This window comes from Rhodococcus sp. 14-2470-1a (assembly GCF_002259425.1).
Lineage (GTDB): Bacteria > Actinomycetota > Actinomycetes > Mycobacteriales > Mycobacteriaceae > Rhodococcoides > Rhodococcoides fascians_E.
Genome location: NZ_NPFZ01000003.1, coordinates 66,448 through 84,146, shown reverse-complemented (window position 1 = coordinate 84,146; position 17,699 = coordinate 66,448). Strand labels below are relative to the sequence as shown.

The following is a 17,699-nucleotide window of genomic DNA, read 5'->3' as shown; positions in this document are numbered from 1 at the left end:
GGGTTGGACTCGGGGTGGGTTCGGGACTCGGGGTGTCGGCCGTCGGACTTTCGTCGTCGTCGATGGTGATCCCGAACGCGGTCGCGACACCGGCCAAACCGTCGGAAAAGCCCTGCCCGACGGCACGGATCTTCCAGGCGTCACCGCGTCGGTAGATCTCGAGGCACACGAGTGCATTCTCGGCGCCCAATGCGTCGGCCGGGTACGTGACGACGGTGGTCCCGGTGGAGTCGACGACACTTGTCTCGACGGGCCCGGAGGCAGCAAACGTCGGTGCACCGGTGCCGTCGAGCGAGGCAGTGATGGCCACTGTGTCGACACCTGCGGGAATTCGTTCGGGTTCGACGGTGATCCGGTGCCCGCTCGGGTCCCGGTGGTACTGCACTCCGGGGCCGGAAGGCTGGTTGTAGAAGATCAGGTCGTCGTCCGAGCGCACTCTTCCGCCAGCGCCGAGCAGCAGTGCCGATACGTCGACTGTCGCTGAAGTTCGGAGCGTGACAGTCAACGTCCCAGGGGGAGCGGGGCAATTCTCCCCGCGGGCGAGGGTCTTCACGTGTTCCAGTGTGCACGACGTGCGGCGCGGCCCACAGGCGCAGGCCGCCACGCGTCGGGTTACCCGGAGACGTAGTGGATGCGTACGTGTCGACCAGCCGCGATTTGGATTCGATCCGGTGCGTCCCCTACACTTGACCGGTTGCCTGTGGCAGCGGTGTGTCTTCGTGCGCCCGCTCCGCGGTAGCCGACCGCGCGTGTCGGGACGGAAATCCGGCACGTATGCACATCCAGGTCTAGGAGAAGTTTGTGATTCAGCAGGAGTCGCGAGTACGCGTTGCTGATAACACGGGCGCGAAGGAAATCCTTTGCATCCGCGTTCTCGGTGGCTCGTCACGTCGCTACGCCGGAATCGGCGACATCATCGTAGCTACGGTGAAGGACGCCATCCCCGGTGGAAACATCAAGAAGGGCGAGGTCGTCAAGGCCGTCATCGTCCGCACCGTCAAGGAGCGTCGTCGCCCGGACGGTTCCTACATCCGTTTCGACGAGAACGCTGCCGTGCTGATCAAGCCGGACAACGACCCTCGCGGAACCCGCATCTTCGGCCCGGTCGGCCGCGAGCTGCGTGAGAAGAAGTTCATGAAGATCGTCTCGCTCGCCCCGGAGGTGCTGTAAATGAAGGTGCACAAGGGCGACACCGTTCTCGTGATCGCCGGCAAGGACAAGGGCGCCAAGGGCAAGGTCATTCAGGCTTACCCCGCTGACTCCAAGGTCCTCGTCGAGGGCGTGAACCGGATCAAGAAGCACACCGCGGTTTCCGCGAACCAGCGTGGCGCATCCTCGGGCGGAATCGTCACGCAGGAAGCCCCGATCCACGTATCGAACGTTGCAGTCATCGACTCGGACGGAAACCCCACTCGCGTGGGCTACCGGACCGACGAAGAGACCGGCAAGCGCGTTCGTGTTTCCCGGAAGAACGGGAAGGACATCTGAGATGACTACCACTGAGAACACGCAGCCCCGGTTGAAGGCGCGCTACCGCGCCGAGATCAAGGACGCCCTGAACACCGAGTTCGCATACGACAACGTCATGCAGATCCCCGGTGTCGTCAAGGTCGTCGTCAACATGGGTGTCGGCGACGCCGCCCGTGACGCGAAGCTGATCAACGGTGCAGTTGCCGACCTGGCAGCGATCACCGGCCAGAAGCCGGAGATCCGCAAGGCCCGCAAGTCCATCGCACAGTTCAAGCTTCGCGAAGGAATGCCCATCGGTGCCCGCGTCACGCTTCGCGGCGACCGCATGTGGGAGTTCCTGGACCGCCTGACTTCCATTGCCCTTCCCCGAATCAGGGACTTCCGCGGCCTGAGCGGCACGCAGTTCGACGGCAACGGCAACTACACGTTCGGCCTCAACGAGCAGTCGATGTTCCACGAGATCGACGTGGACAAGATCGATCGTCCGCGCGGCATGGACATCACCGTGGTGACCACCGCAACCAACAACGAAGAAGGCCGCGCGCTGCTCAAGCACCTCGGCTTCCCGTTCAAGGAGAACTGAGTCCATGGCGAAGAAGGCATTGGTCAACAAGGCCAACAAGAAGCCGAAGTTCGCAGTGCGTGGTTACACGCGTTGCAACCGCTGCGGCCGTCCCCACTCCGTGTTCCGCAAGTTCGGCCTGTGCCGTATCTGCGTTCGCGAAATGGCGCACCGCGGAGAACTCCCCGGCGTTCACAAGAGCTCCTGGTGACCTCCAGGCCCTGAAACGGCGATGTCTCAGGGCCTCGCGTAGTTACCACGCTGACGCATCACGCTGACGGGCGTGGGTTCCGACAGGAACCCACGCCCGTTTTTCGTGTGCGCCCTCTACCTGCACTATCGACCTCGATCGACCCGGCTGCAACGGGTGGACGTTTCGAGTATCCAGACCACGCCTGCAGGTCTATCGTGAACCGAACCGACGCTTTCGGAGGTTCGCCATGGCAACACTGAAGCACGACGAAGCGCAAGAAGAACAAGGCGAACTGAAACGCGTCCTCGGGCCAGGGCTACTGCTTCTGTTCATCGTCGGCGACATCCTCGGTGCAGGTGTGTACGCCGTCACGGGCGACATGATCTCCAACGTCGGTGGTATCGCGTGGGTACCGTTCGTGCTCGCATTCGTCGTCGCGACTCTGACGGCCTTTTCCTACCTGGAATTGGTGACGAAATACCCGCAGGCTGCGGGCGCGGCTCTGTACACCCACAAAGCTTTCGGAATTCATTTCGCGACATTCATCGTGGCTTTCGCCGTCATCTGTTCCGGCATCACCAGCGCGGCGACGTCGTCGAACGTCGTGGCCGGCAATTTGCTCGCCGGGCTACACGAAACATTCAGCACCTCAGACGGACTCGGTTGGTTCGACATACCAACAGGCTCGACGGCTCAGCTCGTCGTCGCGCTGCTGTTCATGGGCTTTCTCGCAGCGATCAACCTCAGGGGCGTCGGAGAATCCGTGAAATTCAACGTTGTCCTGACCGGAATCGAAATGGCTGCGTTGGCAATCGTCATCGTGATCGGATTCGTCGCGGTGGGCCGGGGGAGTGCCGAGGGCGATATCGCCAACCTCGTGGTGTTCGAGGACCAGAACGAGAAAGGCATGTTTCTCGCGGTGACGGTCGCCACGACGATCGCGTTCTTCGCCATGGTCGGTTTCGAGGATTCCGTGAACATGGTCGAGGAGACGAAAGAGCCGCAGAAGATGTTCCCGAAGATGATGTTGTCCGGTCTCGGCATCGCCTGCCTGATCTACGTGCTGGTCGTCGTCGCGGTCATCGCCGTTCTACCGCTGAACTACGATTCGGGAAGCGAAGGAATTCTGTTGCACGTCGTGCGCGTCGGTGCACCGAGTCTCCCCATCGACGAGATATTCCCCTACATGACGGTGTTCGCCGTGGCCAACACTGCACTCATCAACATGCTGATGGCCAGCAGATGCATTTACGGTCTCGCCCGGCAGCGAGTCCTGCCGACGGCACTCGGAGCAGTACTTCCGAAACGTCGATCGCCCTGGACCGCAATCCTTTTCACGACTGTTCTTGCGGTGGTGCTGATCGTCGTGGTCAATCGGCTGTCCGGCAATTCGGTGGTCAGCGCCATGTCGGGAACCACCGGCTTGTTGCTGCTCGGAGTGTTCGCCGTGGTCAACGTCGCCTGCCTGGTGTTGAAGCAACGGGCGGACAAGACCTTCTTCCGAGCGCCGTTCTGGGTACCGGTCGCCGGAGCAGTGCTGTGCCTGTTCCTGGTGGGCCCGTGGGCTCGAACCGATGCACAGATGATTCAGTACAAGATCGCCGGTGCCATGCTGCTGCTCGGCGTCGTCCTGTGGGCGGTCACCTACGTCGTCAACCGAGCGACGGGGCAGGGTGCGCCGCGTATCGACGTCGACAGGCTGGATCAGGACTGAGGGCGAACGATTTGGAGTTTGCCCACCGGTTGCCTACACTAGTGCGGTTGCCCGGGCTTCGTCGTGCCTGCACACGAGTCCTTGCAATACAGACGCAACCTCGAGTTCTCCGCACGCGGCATCACCACGCGGAAGCTCGAAACACCTGGCAGTGCAGAGATGCATTGCTTGGAGCGCAACCCCTGACCGGCAACAGTCGGTCAGGACATGTTCACTTCGTTGTAGGCCCACGATGTGACGAGCCAGGCCCGGGTTGTTCGCCAATCCAGGGGGCACCAGTTCGCACGTGTTGCATGGGAACCGCTGCGAGAAAGGTGCACAGGTCACACCATGACGATGACCGATCCAATTGCAGACTTCTTGACCCGTCTGCGCAACGCCAACTCGGCGTACCACGACCAGGTGAAGCTTCCCCACTCGAAGCTGAAGGCGAACATCGCCGACATCCTGAAGCGTGAGGGCTACATCGCTGATTTCCGCACCGAAGACGCCGAGGTCGGCAAGACCCTCATCGTCGATCTGAAGTACGGGCCCAGCCGTGAGCGCAGCCTCGCGGGCGTGCGTCGTATCTCGAAGCCTGGTCTTCGCGTATACGCAAAATCCACCAATCTGCCCAAGGTTCTCGGCGGCCTGGGCGTGGCGATCATCTCCACGTCCACCGGTCTGCTCACAGAACGTCAGGCGGCCAAGCAGGGTGTGGGCGGAGAAGTCCTCGCCTACGTCTGGTAGGGGAGGCCACCACCATGTCACGTATTGGAAAATTGCCGGTCGCGGTCCCCGCGGGCGTCGACATCACGATCGACGGCCAGAACGTCGCGGTCAAGGGCCCCAAGGGTGCCCTGAGCCTGACGATCGCCGAGCCCATCCAGATCGCACGTGCGGATGACGGCAGCATCGCCGTGACCCGCCCCGACGACGAGCGTCGTAGCCGTGCATTGCACGGTCTCTCGCGCACCCTGGTCGCGAACCTCATCACCGGTGTCACCAACGGTTACACCACCAAGATGGAGATTCACGGCGTCGGTTACCGAACGGTGCTGAAGGGCAAGGATCTCGAATTCGCACTCGGGTACAGCCACCCTGTGCTGATCGAGGCGCCGGAAGGCATCACCTTCACGGTCGAGTCGCCCACGCGTTTCACCATCACCGGTATCGACAAGCAGGCAGTCGGCCAGATCGCTGCCAACATTCGTCGTCTGCGGCGTCCGGACCCGTACAAGGGCAAGGGCATCCGCTACGAGGGTGAAGTTATCCGCCGCAAGGTCGGAAAGACGGGTAAGTGATATGAGCCAGCAAACAGCAGACAAGGCGAAGGTCGACCGCACGCCTCGCGGCACGGACATCTCGACGAAGCGTCGCCTCTCGAAGGCGCGTCGCCACTTCCGTCTCCGCAAGAAGATCTCCGGAACGCCCGAGCGTCCTCGCTTGGTCGTCAACCGCTCTTCGCGCCACATCCACGTTCAGCTCGTCGACGATCTGGCAGGCCACACCCTGGCTTCCGCATCGACGATCGAAGCCGACGTGCGTGCGCTCGACGGAGACAAGAAGGCGCAGAGCGCAAAGGTCGGCGAGCTCATCGCCAGCCGCGCCAAGGCAGCTGGAATCGACGCGGTCGTCTTCGACCGTGGCGGCAACAGCTACAGCGGCCGCATCGCGGCTCTGGCCGATGCCGCTCGTGAAGGCGGGTTGGCATTCTGATGATGACTGCAACTGACAACGGAAGGACAGCCTGATGCCGGGACGTCAACGGCGTGACGGCGGAAATGGCCCCGCCGGACAGAACAGTGGACCCAACAGTGGTGGCGACAACCGCGGTGACAACCGTGGTGGACGCGACCGCCGTGACAACTCGCGTGGCGGAAACGCTGCCGAGAAGTCGAACTTCATCGAGCGCGTAGTCGCGATCAACCGCGTCTCCAAGGTCGTCAAGGGTGGTCGTCGCTTCAGCTTCACCGCCCTCGTCATCGTCGGAGACGGCAACGGCTTGGTCGGCGTCGGCTACGGCAAGGCCAAGGAAGTTCCCGCAGCCATCCAGAAGGGTGTCGAAGAGGCCCGCAAGAGCTTCTTCCGCGTCCCGATGATCGGCGGCACCATCACGCACCCCGTCCAGGGTGAAGCAGCAGCAGGCGTCGTCATGCTCCGCCCGGCCAGCGCCGGTACCGGTGTCATCGCCGGTGGTGCTGTTCGCGCCGTGCTGGAGTGCGCAGGCATCCACGACGTGCTGTCGAAGTCGCTCGGTAGCGACAACGCCATCAACGTCGTTCACGCCACCGTCGCAGCCCTCAAGGATCTGCAGCGTCCCGAGGAAGTCGCGGCTCGCCGTGGACTCACCCTCGAAGAGGTTGCACCTGCCGGAATGCTGCGTGCGCGTGCACAGGCAGGAGCGGTGAAGTAATGGCACAGCTGAAGGTCACTCAGATCAAGAGCACCATCGGCCAGAAGTCGAACCAGCGGGACAGTCTGCGGACCCTCGGACTCAAAGGCATCCGCCAGTCCGTCGTCCGCGAGGACACCCCGCAGACTCGCGGACTGGTCAACGTGGTGCGCCACCTCGTAACAGTTGAGGAGGTCTAACCATGACCATCAAACTGCACCACCTGCGCCCCGCACCCGGATCCAAGTCGGCGAAGATTCGCGTCGGCCGCGGTGAAGGTGGCAAGCGTGGCAAGACCGCAGGTCGCGGTACCAAGGGAACCGGCGCACGCAAGAACGTGCCGGCACGCTTCGAGGGTGGCCAGATGCCCCTTCACATGCGTCTCCCGAAGCTCAAGGGCTTCACCAACCCGAACCGTGTCGAGTTCCAGGTCGTGAACCTTCGCGACATCGAGCGCCTGTTCCCCGAGGGTGGCCAGATCAGCATCGCTGACCTGATTGCCAAGGGCGCAGTCCGCAAGAACGAGCCCGTCAAGGTTCTGGGCGACGGCAAGCTGACCGTGAAGGTCGACATCTCCGTCAACAAGTTCACCGGTTCCGCCAAGGAAAAGATCGCCGCTGCCGGCGGTTCTGCAACCGAGGTATAGCCGCGAACTCGACTCCGGTCGAGTGAGCACACAGTGTGACGATGGCCGCAGCGGCAACCCCTTTCGAGGGCAACGCTGCGGCCATCGCTGCAGTGCAGTAGTTCGCCCGCCGACCGGTCGGGTGGTGCGCGGACTGTCCGTCCGGCGGTTCGTCGCGCACTGTTAGAGTTCTAGAGTTACGTGAACATGCGTTTCATGCGGACGGCCCGTGTCGTGCGCAATCCAAGATCGAACAGCCGAGAGCCTGGTGGCTCGATGCAAGTTTCGATGCCATCGCAGTCGTGCCAGGAGGATCTTTGCTTTCCGCCTTCGTGTCGGCCCTCAGGACCCCTGACCTGAGACGGAAGATCCTGTTCACACTCGGTCTGGTCGCCCTGTACCGCTTCGGCGCTACGCTTCCGTCGCCGGGTGTGGATTACGCCAACGTCCGAGCCTGCATCGACCAGGTCTCCGGTGGTGACCAAGCGGGTATCTACTCGCTCATCAACCTTTTCTCCGGTGGTGCGCTGCTGCAGTTGTCGGTCTTCGCGATCGGCATCATGCCGTACATCACTGCGAGCATCATCGTTCAGCTCCTGACGGTCGTCATCCCGAAGTTCGAGCAGCTCCGCAAGGAGGGCCAGTCCGGCCAGGCGAAAATGACGCAGTACACCCGTTACCTGTCGATCGCGCTCGCGATCCTGCAGGCGACCGGCCTCGTCGCTCTCGCTTCACGCGGACAGCTCCTTCAGGGATGCCAGCAGGACATCATCGCCGACCAGTCGATCTTCGGACTCGTCATCATCGTTCTCGTCATGACCGCAGGTGCGGCCGTGGTGATGTGGTTCGGTGAGGTCATCACCGAACGTGGTGTGGGCAACGGTATGTCGCTGCTGATCTTCGCCGGAATCGCGTCGCGTATCCCGTCCGAGGGCAAGTCCATCCTCGACAGCCGCGGAGGCCTCGTCTTCGCGCTCGTCTGCGTCGCTGCGTTCCTCATCATCGCCGGCGTCGTGTTCGTCGAGCAGGGCCAGCGCCGAATCCCTGTCCAGTACGCCAAGCGCATGGTGGGCCGGAAGATGTACGGCGGCTCGTCGACGTACCTCCCTCTGAAGGTCAACCAGGCCGGAGTCATCCCGGTGATCTTCGCGTCCTCGCTTCTGTACCTACCGAACTTGATCGCCCAGCTCACGTCCGCAAGCACCGCCGTGGACCCCAGTTGGTGGCAGCGAATCATCAACGAGTACCTGGTGAATCCGGCGAACCCGGTCTACATCGCCATCTACTTCGGCCTCATCGTCTTCTTCACGTACTTCTACGTCGCCATCACCTTCAATCCAGAAGAACGCGCCGACGAGATGAAGAAGTTCGGAGGCTTCATCCCCGGAATCCGTCCGGGCAGGCCGACCGCCGATTATCTGAACTACGTCCTCAGCCGCATCACCCTGCCGGGCGCTATCTACCTGGGCACCATCGCCGTGCTGCCCAACCTGTTCCTCGACATCGGAAGCTCCGGCGGCGCGCAGAACCTGCCGTTCGGTGGCACCGCCGTGCTGATCATGGTCAGCGTCGGCCTCGATACCGTGAAGCAGATCGAAAGTCAGTTGATGCAGCGTAACTACGAAGGGTTCCTCAAGTGAGACTCGTTCTTCTTGGTCCTCCCGGTGCAGGCAAAGGCACCCAAGCAGCAGTCCTGTCGGAGAAGCTGGGCGTTCCCCACATCTCGACCGGCGATCTGTTTCGCGCCAACATCGGTGAGAAGACTCCACTGGGAATCGAAGCGAAGAAGTACCTCGACGCCGGTGATCTCGTCCCGAGCGAGCTGACCGTCGACATGGTCCGCAGCCGCCTCGCAGAGCCGGATGCCGTCAACGGCTTCCTGCTCGACGGGTTCCCCCGATCCGTCGGCCAGGCGGAAGCACTCGTCGGAATCCTCGCCGATCTCGGCGCCAAGCTCGACGCCGTCCTGTCCTTCGTCGTGGACGAGGACGTCGTGGTCGAGCGCATGCTCGCTCGCGGACGTGAGGACGACAAGGAAGACGTCATCCGCAATCGCCTCAAGGTCTACCGCGACGAGACCGCACCGTTGCTGGACTATTACACGGACCAGATCGTCACCGTCGACGCGATCGGCGACGTGGAAGAAGTCAGTGCTCGCGCACTGAAGGCGATCGAGGGCACCGACAAGTAATGGCGTTCGGTCGTAAGCGCAAGGTAGTGCCGTTTCGCAGCCCTGGCGAACTCGACGCCATGGCTGCGGCCGGCGCCGTGGTCGGCGCCGCACTGGTTGCCGTGCGCGACGCGGCCAAGCCGGGTGTCTCGACGTTGGAGCTCGACCGCGTCGCGGAAGCGGTCATCCGTGACGCGGGCGCAGTTCCGTCCTTTCTGGGTTACCACGGGTTCACCGGCAGCATCTGCTCGTCGGTGAACGACCGTGTGGTTCACGGAATCCCTTCCGCGTCGGATGTTCTCGTTGCCGGTGACCTGATCTCCATCGACTGCGGCGCAATTCTCGACGGCTGGCACGGCGACTCCGCCTGGACGTTCGGCGTCGGAGACATCATCGAAGCCGACGAGTTGCTCAGTGAGGCCACGAGGTTGTCGATGGAGGCAGGAATCGCTGCCATGCTGCCGGGCAACCGGCTGACCGACGTCTCACACGCCATCGAGAACGGAACGTACGCCGCCGAGAAGTTGCACGGCCGCAAGTACGGAATCGTCGACGGCTACGGTGGCCACGGCATCGGCCGCGAGATGCACATGGAACCGTTTCTGGCCAACGAAGGCGCTCCGGGCAAAGGTCCCGAACTCGTGGTCGGGTCCACTCTCGCGATCGAACCGATGCTGACACTCGGTACGTACGAAACCGAGATTCTCGACGACGAATGGACTGTCGTCACCACCGATGGCTCTCGTGCCGCGCACTGGGAGCACACTGTCGCCGTGACCGAGGACGGCCCCCGCATTCTGACATTGCGGCCGGAGTAGTTCGACGTACGAGTAGTCTGAGGTTCGAGTAGTTCGACGCACGAGTAGTTCGGCGCTCGAGTAATTCACAGTTCGACGGTGATGGTGACCGGTCCGTCGTTGACCAGTGACACTTTCATGTGCGCTCCGAATTGCCCGGTCTCGACGGTGGCGCCGAGGTCGCGTAGTCGATGTACGACGTGGTCGACCAACGGCTCGGCCGCGGCGCCGGGCGCAGCGCGGTTCCAGGACGGTCGACGTCCTTTCGAGGTGTCGGCGTACAGCGTGAACTGACTGATCACCAGCATCGGCGCGAGTTCGTCGGCTGCAGACTTCTCGCCGTCGAGGATTCGCATCCGCCATATCTTGTCCGCCAGCGCGTCGGCGATCCGTGCGTCGTCGGACTGGGTGACGCCGACGAGGACGACCAGGCCCTGGCCTCCGGGGGCCGGTATCAGGGAGCCGACGACGTGGCCGTCGACCGTGACGGATGCTTCCGAAACCCGTTGGATCACCGCGCGCATCAGTTCAGCTTGCCATGGGTCGATCATGCATTTGGCCTGGTGCGACTTTGCCGGTAGCATAGGTCGGCGGTGCGCTCTGCGTTCCGGTTGTTCGCATGCCTGCGCAAGCCGGCGGTTGTTCGACCGGTTGCTTCCCCCGGCCTTCGGTCGGTGGCCAGTGAGCATCACGGTAACGCAAAACAGATGCAATCAACCAGGTGTTAAGCCAGGGACGCGGAGGATATGGCTAAGAAAGACGGTGCCATCGAGGTCGAGGGCCGGGTAGTCGAACCCTTGCCCAATGCGATGTTTCGCATTGAGCTCGAGAACGGCCACAAGGTGCTCGCACACATCAGTGGAAAGATGCGCCAGCACTACATTCGCATCCTCCCCGAGGATCGCGTCGTAGTGGAGCTCTCTCCGTACGACCTCACGCGTGGACGCATCGTTTACCGCTACAAGTAACAAGCTTCTCCGGCCAGGTCCGGTCGGAGAGAACCATGCTCGCGACGTACCGCTGTGCGGTGCGCGAGGGCTACACACAGGAGATCAACGACGTGAAGGTTCAGCCGAGCGTCAAGAAGATCTGCGAGAAGTGCAAGGTGATTCGTCGTAACGGACGAGTCATGGTCATCTGCGACAACCTGCGTCACAAGCAGCGTCAGGGATAACCACCGAGCATTCGCGTTTCTGCTTGGCACATAGCTAGAAGAAGACCTCCCAGCACCAACCGCAACATTCGAGTTGCGGCACACCCCCGGCACGGAGGCCGGGGCCCCACTGAGTTTTGGAGAGCCGCAAGGTTCTCGGCAGTACAGAGGCACAGGGGACGGACTGGGAGCAGACCTCCGGACATGAAAAGGAATGCCACATGGCACGTCTCGCAGGTGTGGATCTGCCGCGCGAAAAGCGCATGGAGATCGCACTGACTTACATCTACGGCGTCGGCCGTACCCGCTCGAAGGAGATTCTCGATGCAACCGGCGTGAGCCCGGATCTGCGTTCGAAGGATCTGTCCGACGAAGATCTGACCAAGCTCCGCGAGTACATCGAGGAGTCCCTCAAGGTCGAGGGCGACCTGCGCCGCGAGGTGCAGGCCGACATCCGTCGCAAGATCGAAATCGGCTGCTACCAGGGCCTTCGCCACCGTCGTGGTCTGCCCGTACGTGGACAGCGCACCAAGACCAATGCGCGCACCCGTAAGGGCCCCAAGCGCACCATTGCCGGCAAGAAGAAGGCGAAGTAATGCCCCCTAAAGCACGCGGTACAGGCCCGAAGAAGACGCAGAAGACGCGTCGCAGGGACAAGAAGAACGTCCCGCACGGATCTGCGCACATCAAGAGCACGTTCAACAACACGATCGTGTCGATCACCGACCCGGCAGGCAACGTCATCTCGTGGGCGTCGTCGGGACACGTGGGCTTCAAGGGCTCGCGTAAGTCGACTCCGTTCGCCGCGCAGCTCGCAGCCGAGAACGCTGCCCGCAAGGCGCAGGAGCACGGCGTCAAGAAGGTCGACGTGTTCGTCAAGGGTCCCGGCTCCGGCCGTGAGACCGCTATCCGTTCGCTCCAGGCTGCTGGCCTGGAGGTCGGCACCATCTCCGATGTCACCCCTCAGCCGCACAACGGCTGCCGTCCGCCCAAGCGGCGTCGGGTCTAGCGGGAAGGAAGGTTTAGAAAATGGCACGTTATACCGGTCCCGCTACCCGCAAGTCGCGTCGTCTGCGCGTCGACCTCGTCGGAGGCGACCAGGCGTTCGAGCGTCGCCCCTACCCGCCCGGCCAGCACGGTCGCGCGCGGATCAAGGAGAGCGAGTACCTGCTCCAGCTGCAGGAGAAGCAGAAGGCACGCTTCACCTACGGCGTCATGGAGAAGCAGTTCCGTCTCTACTACAAGGAAGCCAACAAGCGCCCCGGCAAGACCGGTGAGAACCTGTTGACGATCCTCGAGACGCGACTCGACAACGTCATCTACCGTGCGGGCCTCGCTCGCACGCGTCGTCAGGCACGCCAGCTGGTCACGCACGGACACTTCCTGGTCAACAACCAGCGAGTGGACATCCCCAGCTACCGCGTCTCGCAGTACGACATCATCGATGTCCGCGAGAAGTCCGCACAGACTCTCCCGATCCAGGTTGCACGCGAGAGCTACGGCGATCGTCCGGTTGCCCCGTGGCTGCAGGTCGTTCCCAACCGCCTTCGCATCCTGGTTCACCGGGTACCGGAGCGCGCACAGATCGATGTGCCGCTCCAGGAGCAGCTCATCGTCGAGTACTACTCGAAGTAAGGCGCAGCACGCCTGCGGGTGTCATCGATACCCGCAGGCGTTCTCGCCTCCACACGTGGACGTCAAATAGCGGACGTCCGTACAGGAGGAATACACAATGCTCATTTCACAGCGCCCGACGTTGACCGAAGAGGTCATCGCCGACAACCGCTCGAAATTCGTCATCGAGCCGCTCGAGCCTGGCTTCGGTTACACCCTCGGCAACTCGCTCCGCCGTACCCTGCTGTCGTCGATCCCCGGCGCTGCTGTCACCAGCATCCGCATCGATGGCGTTCTCCACGAGTTCACCACTGTCCCCGGAGTCAAGGAAGATGTCACCGACATCATCCTGAACCTCAAGGGTCTCGTCGTGAGCTCCGAAGAGGACGAGCCGGTCACCATGTACGTCCGCAAGCAGGGCCCCGGCTCTGTCACCGCAGGCGACATCGTTCCCCCGGCCGGCGTCACGGTGAACAACCCGGATCTGCACATCGCGACCTTGAACGACAAGGGCAAGCTGGAGATCGAGCTCGTCGTAGAGCGCGGTCGCGGTTACGTCCCCGCCGTTCAGAACAAGGCTTCGGGCGCAGAGATCGGCCGTATCCCGGTCGACTCGATCTACTCGCCCGTGCTCAAGGTCACCTACAAGGTGGAGGCCACTCGCGTCGAACAGCGCACCGACTTCGATCGGCTCGTTCTCGACGTGGAGACCAAGAACTCCATCACCGCGCGGGACGCGCTCGCATCTGCGGGCAAGACCCTGGTTGAGCTCTTCGGCCTCGCCCGTGAGCTGAACGTCGAAGCAGAAGGAATCGAGATCGGACCCTCGCCCGCCGAGGCCGACCACATCGCTTCCTTCGGACTCCCCATCGAGGACCTGGACCTCACCGTCCGTTCCTACAACTGCCTCAAGCGCGAGGGTGTTCACACCGTCGGCGAGCTGGTTGGCCGAACCGAGTCCGATCTGCTGGACATCCGTAACTTCGGACAGAAGTCCATCGACGAGGTGAAGGTCAAGCTGCACTCGCTAGGCCTCTCGCTCAAGGACAGCCCCGCGTCCTTCGATCCGACCACCGTGCCCGGATACGACGCCACCACGGGAACGTGGAGCGACACCGATGCTGGATCCTTCGCGGACAGCGAAGGCGCCGAGCAGGACTACGCCGAGACAGAACAGCTGTAATCAGCTCGCTTTGAGCTCTTACTAGGAGATTCATCATGCCCAAGCCCACCAAGGGCCGCCGTCTCGGCGGGTCGGCGTCGCACCAGAAGGCCATCCTGGCCAACCTGGCGACGGCACTCTTCGAGCACGGCCGCATCACCACCACCGAGTCGAAGGCCAAGCGCCTTCGTCCGCACGCCGAGAAGCTTGTCACCCACGCCAAGAAGGGTGATCTCGCTCATCGTCGTGAGGTTCTCAAGACGATCAACAACAAAGATGTCGTGCACAAGCTGTTCGCCGAGATCGGGCCGTTCTTCGCCGATCGCGACGGTGGCTACACACGCATCATCAAGACCGTCCCCCGCAAGGGCGACAATGCACCGATGGCCATCATCGAACTCGTCAACGAGCAGACGGTGTCCAACGAGGCCGATCGCGCTCGTCGCGTGAAGGCGTCGCAGACCGCACCGGCTGCTGCAGAGGCTCCCGCCGCTGCAGAGTCGGCCGAGGAGAACGTCGTCGAGGCTGTCGAAGCCGACGCGACCGACGCTCAGGTCGAGAACGCCGACGCCGTCGTCGAGGGCATCGAGGACAAGGACGCCCACGCGTCGGACGCGTCCGAGGCCGAAGCGGTGTCCACCGACGACCAGGGCAAGAAGGACTAGTCCACTTTGGTCTCGGAGTTCAGCGCAAGCGGACCCGTCGTTCCCACCGGGAACGGCGGGTCCGCTTTTTCGGCGTCCCGGAGACTGCGCCTCGACATCTCCTACGATGGAACCGACTTCTCCGGCTGGGCACGTCAGCCAGGGATCCGCACGGTGTGTGGTGTTCTCGAGGAAGCCTTCTCGACAGTGCTACGTCAGCCCGTCGAGTTGACCGTCGCCGGCCGCACCGATGCGGGCGTCCACGCACGCGGACAGGTCGCGCATGCCGACGTCGTCGGTGGCGTCGACGAACCGGATCGACTGATACGACGAATGGCCAGGTTTCTACCGACCGACGTGCGTGTCACGGCATTGACGACGGTCAGCAAGGACTTCGACGCACGCTTCTCGGCGCTGCGACGACATTACGAGTACCGGTTCAGCGTGGCACGCTACGGAGTCGACCCGTTGGACCGTCGATCAATCGTGTCGTGGCCGCGGGAGATCGACCTCGACGCGATGCGCGACGCATCGGCGAGGCTCGTCGGGCTCCACGATTTCGCCGCATTCTGCAAGCGCCGCGAGGGTGCAACCACGGTCCGGGAGCTTCAACGGTTCGACTGGAAGCGGGACGGCGACCACGTCACGGCCTACGTGAGCGCCGACGCGTTCTGCTGGTCGATGGTGAGGAGCCTGGTGGGCGCTCTCCAGGCGGTGGGGGAGGGACGACGAAGTCCGGAGTGGACAGCGTCGTTGCTCGAGACCCGCTCGAGGTCCAGCGCGGTGACGGTCGCTCCGGCACACGGTCTTTCCCTGGTGGGTGTCGACTATCCACGGGACGAGGAACTCGCCGAACGTAATGCAGCAACCCGCGAAGTCCGTCCGGAGATTCCGGCCTCCGGATTCTGTTGTTGACCGGTCGCCGTTAGGCTCGACCGATGAGCAGTGGTCGCATCGAACTCGCGGTGATCGTCGGGAGCGTCAGGCCGCAGCGGTTGGGGCCTTCGGTGGCCCAGTGGTTCGTGGATGTCGCCGGGCAGCGGGCGGAGTTCTCCGTGTCGCTGCTCGATCTGCTGGAATTGGAGCTGCAGTCGGATCTGTCGCCGTCGGCGGGTGCCGAGAGACTGGCCGAGACGATCTCGTCGGCCGCCGCGGTCGTCGTCGTGACGCCCGAATACAACCACGGTTACCCGGCGTCGGTGAAGACCGCCCTCGACACGTTGAAGTACGAATGGCGAGGCAAGCCGATCGGGTTCGTGTCCTACGGTGGCATGTTCGGAGGTGCGCGAGCGGTGGAGCAGTTGCGTTCGGTTGCAACCGAACTGCACATGGTGACGGTGCGAGACAGCGTCGGATTCGCACGTGCGCGAAAGGTGTTCGGCGGCAATCGGATTCCTGAGACCGGCCCCGAGTTGGATTCAGCGAACCGAATGCTCGATCAGCTGTGGTGGTGGGCGTCGGCTGCAGCGGCACGAGGCGCTGTCGACCCGTATCCGCATTCCTAGGAGCCGGTCAGTAGGTCGAGTTCGAACGTCGCAGACTGCGCGGTCGGCCGATGAAGGCTGTCTCCTGTGGGATGGTGACCAGGACCAGTTCCACCTCGCTCGTGGACGTTCGAACCCGGATGCGATCACCGGCCGCGCCCGGCTGGTGAATGGACACCGTCGGGTCCGGCATCGGTGTTCGTGAAATCTGCTCGGTGAGTGTCAGCACGGTGACCCCGTCGTTGCGGACCTGACCCGGTGTGCTCATCGTGTCGGAGAAGTCGTGCACCACCAGATCCACCCGTGTACCGGTTCGGTGTGGGCCTCCGTCGATTCTCAACCGCTCCGGAGTTGCGAGCGAGTCGACGAGTGGACCCCACGCGTGGGGTCTGTCGGTACGAATCAGAATACGTGCACCCGTGGCGACAGCCCTGAAGACCAGCTGCTGGGCGAGATACAGCTCGCCGGCGACGTGAACCGATCCGATGTCCGTGCCGTGGATCCGCGCCGCGACTCCGTGGCCGGATGCGTCCGAACCGAGAAGTTGCCCACATCCCGACGTCGGCAACCGGAGCTGTGCTGCGTGATCGTGGTCGATGGATCTGACGGGATCGGCGTACCCGCGGGCGGTGATCGCGAGTGGCAGTGACGTGAGCAGGGCTTCCCGTTGGCGACCACGCATCGACACCGGACGCGGAATGGACGGCGTCGGGACTGCCGACCTGGTTACGAATCCGCAGGATCCGGAGAGCAACACCCCGCCGACACCCGAACTCGGCTGGATGCGGAGGACGACGGTCGACGTGGACGCGGGCACCGACCACAGATCTTCGAGAGTTTCGGTGTCCAGCCCTCGGCAATCGATCCCGAAACCGGTCCTGATCACTCCCGGCAGCGGAGCGAACGACCAACGCTGGGTGAGGGATTCGAACGACGTCCCGCGGCACATGCGTGAGGCGGCGGCGTGAATCTCCGAGCGTGTGAGCGTCCGAGTACGTACGCGACCGGCCTCCAACGCCCGCGCAATCCGTCGGGTAGCGATCGCGATCGTCCGGTCCAGACCGTCGCGGCCGCCGCCACGGGCGTCGACTGCTTCACGGTTCTTCCGCTCGTCCAGCGTCACGGTGACCCACACCGACCGAGCCGAGACGGCGGGGAGCGGGCCGATCAGGTTCTCGTACACGTCCGTCGCAGGTGATCCCGGTGCCGTTCTCGACCCGTGCGAGACGATGTCGATTCGGCTCAGAGAAATGTCGTGTTGGACAAGAGATTCAGTGAGGTCGCCGAGGCCGAACGCAGAGTCGGTCATGGCGGTCGACCGTCCGAGCCTGGTGGTGGCTCCAGGTGTCGGGAGAAGTTCCAACACACACGAGACCATGGTCCCTCGCCTGTGCACTCCGACGGCGGTTCCGTCGCCGTCGATGTACTCCGTGGTGACGCCTGTCGAGGGGACGGTCCCCGCCAGATATCGAGCCGACGCGAACCCCCAGTCGAGGAGGGGGCGTCCGCCCACGACGACGAACGGAAGCAGCGCGAATGGCAGTGCACACAGCACGACGGTGAGGGGCGGAAGCTCGGCAAGAACCGCCGAGAGGCAGACCAGGACCGCGAATACTTCGACTCCTAGAGCTCGACGCAGGGTCGGTGCTCGAAATACCGACGTGCGGGCCGGGCGACGGCGCCCCGGTAGCGCGGCCATCATGAAATCCTCCCCCCGAAGGCTGTCCGTGTGACGAG

General features: G+C 63.2%; 26 protein-coding genes. 23 read left to right on the top strand and 3 right to left on the bottom strand.

The features are described 5' to 3' along the window. The coding region (locus CH292_RS01600) for a TerD family protein (protein ID WP_256977840.1) at nt 1-553 on the bottom strand (553 nt) is incomplete at its 3' end. A gap of 248 nt (nt 554-801) precedes the next feature. Between CH292_RS01600 and rplN the strand changes: the two genes are divergently transcribed. From rplN to map, 14 genes are all read left to right on the top strand, one after another. Then, the gene (rplN, locus tag CH292_RS01595; RefSeq protein ID WP_008718280.1) at nt 802-1,170 is read left to right on the top strand and encodes a 50S ribosomal protein L14; all 369 of its coding nucleotides are present in this window, start codon (nt 802-804) and stop codon (nt 1,168-1,170) included. After that, nucleotides 1,171-1,488, top strand: a complete 318-nt coding sequence (rplX, locus tag CH292_RS01590) for a 50S ribosomal protein L24 (protein WP_019663557.1) — start codon at nt 1,171-1,173, stop codon at nt 1,486-1,488. 1 nt (nt 1,489) lies between these two features. After that, nucleotides 1,490-2,053: a 50S ribosomal protein L5 gene (rplE, locus tag CH292_RS01585; RefSeq protein WP_019663558.1), complete on the top strand. Its 564-nt coding sequence runs from the start codon at nt 1,490-1,492 to the stop codon at nt 2,051-2,053. 4 nt (nt 2,054-2,057) lie between these two features. Then, nucleotides 2,058-2,243 carry a type Z 30S ribosomal protein S14 gene (locus tag CH292_RS01580; protein WP_019663559.1) on the top strand — a complete coding sequence of 62 codons (186 nt, stop codon included), beginning with the start codon at nt 2,058-2,060 and terminating at the stop codon, nt 2,241-2,243. 229 nt (nt 2,244-2,472) lie between these two features. Further along, on the top strand, nt 2,473-3,939 hold the full coding sequence (locus CH292_RS01575) for an APC family permease (protein WP_094653840.1): 1,467 nt from the start codon (nt 2,473-2,475) through the stop codon (nt 3,937-3,939). 330 nt (nt 3,940-4,269) lie between these two features. Next, the gene (gene rpsH / locus CH292_RS01570) at nt 4,270-4,668 is read left to right on the top strand and encodes a 30S ribosomal protein S8 (protein ID WP_019663561.1); all 399 of its coding nucleotides are present in this window, start codon (nt 4,270-4,272) and stop codon (nt 4,666-4,668) included. Nucleotides 4,669-4,682: 14 nt separating this feature from the next. Then, nucleotides 4,683-5,222, top strand: a complete 540-nt coding sequence (gene rplF, locus CH292_RS01565; protein WP_026347514.1) for a 50S ribosomal protein L6 — start codon at nt 4,683-4,685, stop codon at nt 5,220-5,222. 1 nt (nt 5,223) lies between these two features. Next, the gene (gene rplR, locus CH292_RS01560) at nt 5,224-5,637 is read left to right on the top strand and encodes a 50S ribosomal protein L18 (protein WP_020111156.1); all 414 of its coding nucleotides are present in this window, start codon (nt 5,224-5,226) and stop codon (nt 5,635-5,637) included. A gap of 34 nt (nt 5,638-5,671) precedes the next feature. Continuing rightward, nucleotides 5,672-6,334 carry a 30S ribosomal protein S5 gene (gene rpsE / locus CH292_RS01555; protein WP_019663564.1) on the top strand — a complete coding sequence of 221 codons (663 nt, stop codon included), beginning with the start codon at nt 5,672-5,674 and terminating at the stop codon, nt 6,332-6,334. After that, a complete protein-coding gene (gene rpmD, locus CH292_RS01550) occupies nt 6,334-6,513 on the top strand; it encodes a 50S ribosomal protein L30 (RefSeq protein ID WP_019663565.1) in 180 nt (59 codons plus the stop codon). Before rpsE ends, rpmD begins: the two co-directional genes overlap by 1 nt. Nucleotides 6,514-6,515: 2 nt before the next feature. After that, nucleotides 6,516-6,959 (top strand): 50S ribosomal protein L15, encoded by a 444-nt coding sequence (gene rplO, locus CH292_RS01545; RefSeq protein ID WP_019663566.1) that lies wholly within the window; start codon nt 6,516-6,518, stop codon nt 6,957-6,959. Between the two features lie 296 nt (nt 6,960-7,255). Next, a complete protein-coding gene (gene secY / locus CH292_RS01540; protein WP_019663567.1) occupies nt 7,256-8,578 on the top strand; it encodes a preprotein translocase subunit SecY in 1,323 nt (440 codons plus the stop codon). Next, nucleotides 8,575-9,129, top strand: coding sequence for an adenylate kinase (locus CH292_RS01535; RefSeq protein ID WP_019663568.1), 555 nt, complete (start codon nt 8,575-8,577; stop codon nt 9,127-9,129). The genes secY and CH292_RS01535 overlap by 4 nt, the downstream gene beginning before the upstream one ends. Then, on the top strand, nt 9,129-9,926 hold the full coding sequence (gene map / locus CH292_RS01530; protein ID WP_020111155.1) for a type I methionyl aminopeptidase: 798 nt from the start codon (nt 9,129-9,131) through the stop codon (nt 9,924-9,926). Before CH292_RS01535 ends, map begins: the two co-directional genes overlap by 1 nt. 65 nt (nt 9,927-9,991) lie before the next feature. On the opposite strand, the gene dtd is transcribed toward map, so the two are convergent. Further along, on the bottom strand, nt 9,992-10,429 hold the full coding sequence (dtd, locus tag CH292_RS01525) for a D-aminoacyl-tRNA deacylase (RefSeq protein ID WP_094627601.1): 438 nt from the start codon (nt 10,427-10,429) through the stop codon (nt 9,992-9,994). 222 nt (nt 10,430-10,651) lie between these two features. On the opposite strand from dtd, the gene infA reads away from it, so the two are divergent. The 9 genes from infA (at nt 10,652) to CH292_RS01480 (ending at nt 15,983) form a co-directional block, all read left to right on the top strand. Then, nucleotides 10,652-10,873, top strand: coding sequence for a translation initiation factor IF-1 (gene infA, locus CH292_RS01520; protein ID WP_005140011.1), 222 nt, complete (start codon nt 10,652-10,654; stop codon nt 10,871-10,873). A gap of 92 nt (nt 10,874-10,965) precedes the next feature. Further along, the gene (gene rpmJ, locus CH292_RS01515; protein WP_025347279.1) at nt 10,966-11,079 is read left to right on the top strand and encodes a 50S ribosomal protein L36; all 114 of its coding nucleotides are present in this window, start codon (nt 10,966-10,968) and stop codon (nt 11,077-11,079) included. 200 nt (nt 11,080-11,279) lie between these two features. Further along, nucleotides 11,280-11,654 carry a 30S ribosomal protein S13 gene (gene rpsM / locus CH292_RS01510; protein ID WP_019663573.1) on the top strand — a complete coding sequence of 125 codons (375 nt, stop codon included), beginning with the start codon at nt 11,280-11,282 and terminating at the stop codon, nt 11,652-11,654. Then, on the top strand, nt 11,654-12,067 hold the full coding sequence (gene rpsK / locus CH292_RS01505) for a 30S ribosomal protein S11 (protein WP_019663574.1): 414 nt from the start codon (nt 11,654-11,656) through the stop codon (nt 12,065-12,067). Before rpsM ends, rpsK begins: the two co-directional genes overlap by 1 nt. Nucleotides 12,068-12,087: 20 nt before the next feature. After that, nucleotides 12,088-12,693: a 30S ribosomal protein S4 gene (rpsD, locus tag CH292_RS01500; RefSeq protein ID WP_019663575.1), complete on the top strand. Its 606-nt coding sequence runs from the start codon at nt 12,088-12,090 to the stop codon at nt 12,691-12,693. 97 nt (nt 12,694-12,790) lie between these two features. After that, a complete protein-coding gene (locus CH292_RS01495; protein WP_019663576.1) occupies nt 12,791-13,855 on the top strand; it encodes a DNA-directed RNA polymerase subunit alpha in 1,065 nt (354 codons plus the stop codon). A 35-nt stretch (nt 13,856-13,890) separates the two neighbouring features. Further along, a complete protein-coding gene (gene rplQ, locus CH292_RS01490; protein ID WP_094653839.1) occupies nt 13,891-14,499 on the top strand; it encodes a 50S ribosomal protein L17 in 609 nt (202 codons plus the stop codon). 6 nt (nt 14,500-14,505) lie between these two features. After that, nucleotides 14,506-15,393: a tRNA pseudouridine(38-40) synthase TruA gene (truA, locus tag CH292_RS01485; RefSeq protein WP_019663578.1), complete on the top strand. Its 888-nt coding sequence runs from the start codon at nt 14,506-14,508 to the stop codon at nt 15,391-15,393. Between the two features lie 23 nt (nt 15,394-15,416). Next, nucleotides 15,417-15,983 (top strand): NADPH-dependent FMN reductase, encoded by a 567-nt coding sequence (locus tag CH292_RS01480; RefSeq protein ID WP_019663579.1) that lies wholly within the window; start codon nt 15,417-15,419, stop codon nt 15,981-15,983. A 7-nt stretch (nt 15,984-15,990) separates the two neighbouring features. On the opposite strand, the gene eccE is transcribed toward CH292_RS01480, so the two are convergent. Then, the gene (eccE, locus tag CH292_RS01475; protein ID WP_244164866.1) at nt 15,991-17,661 is read right to left on the bottom strand and encodes a type VII secretion protein EccE; all 1,671 of its coding nucleotides are present in this window, start codon (nt 17,659-17,661) and stop codon (nt 15,991-15,993) included. Nucleotides 17,662-17,699 lie beyond the last annotated feature (38 nt).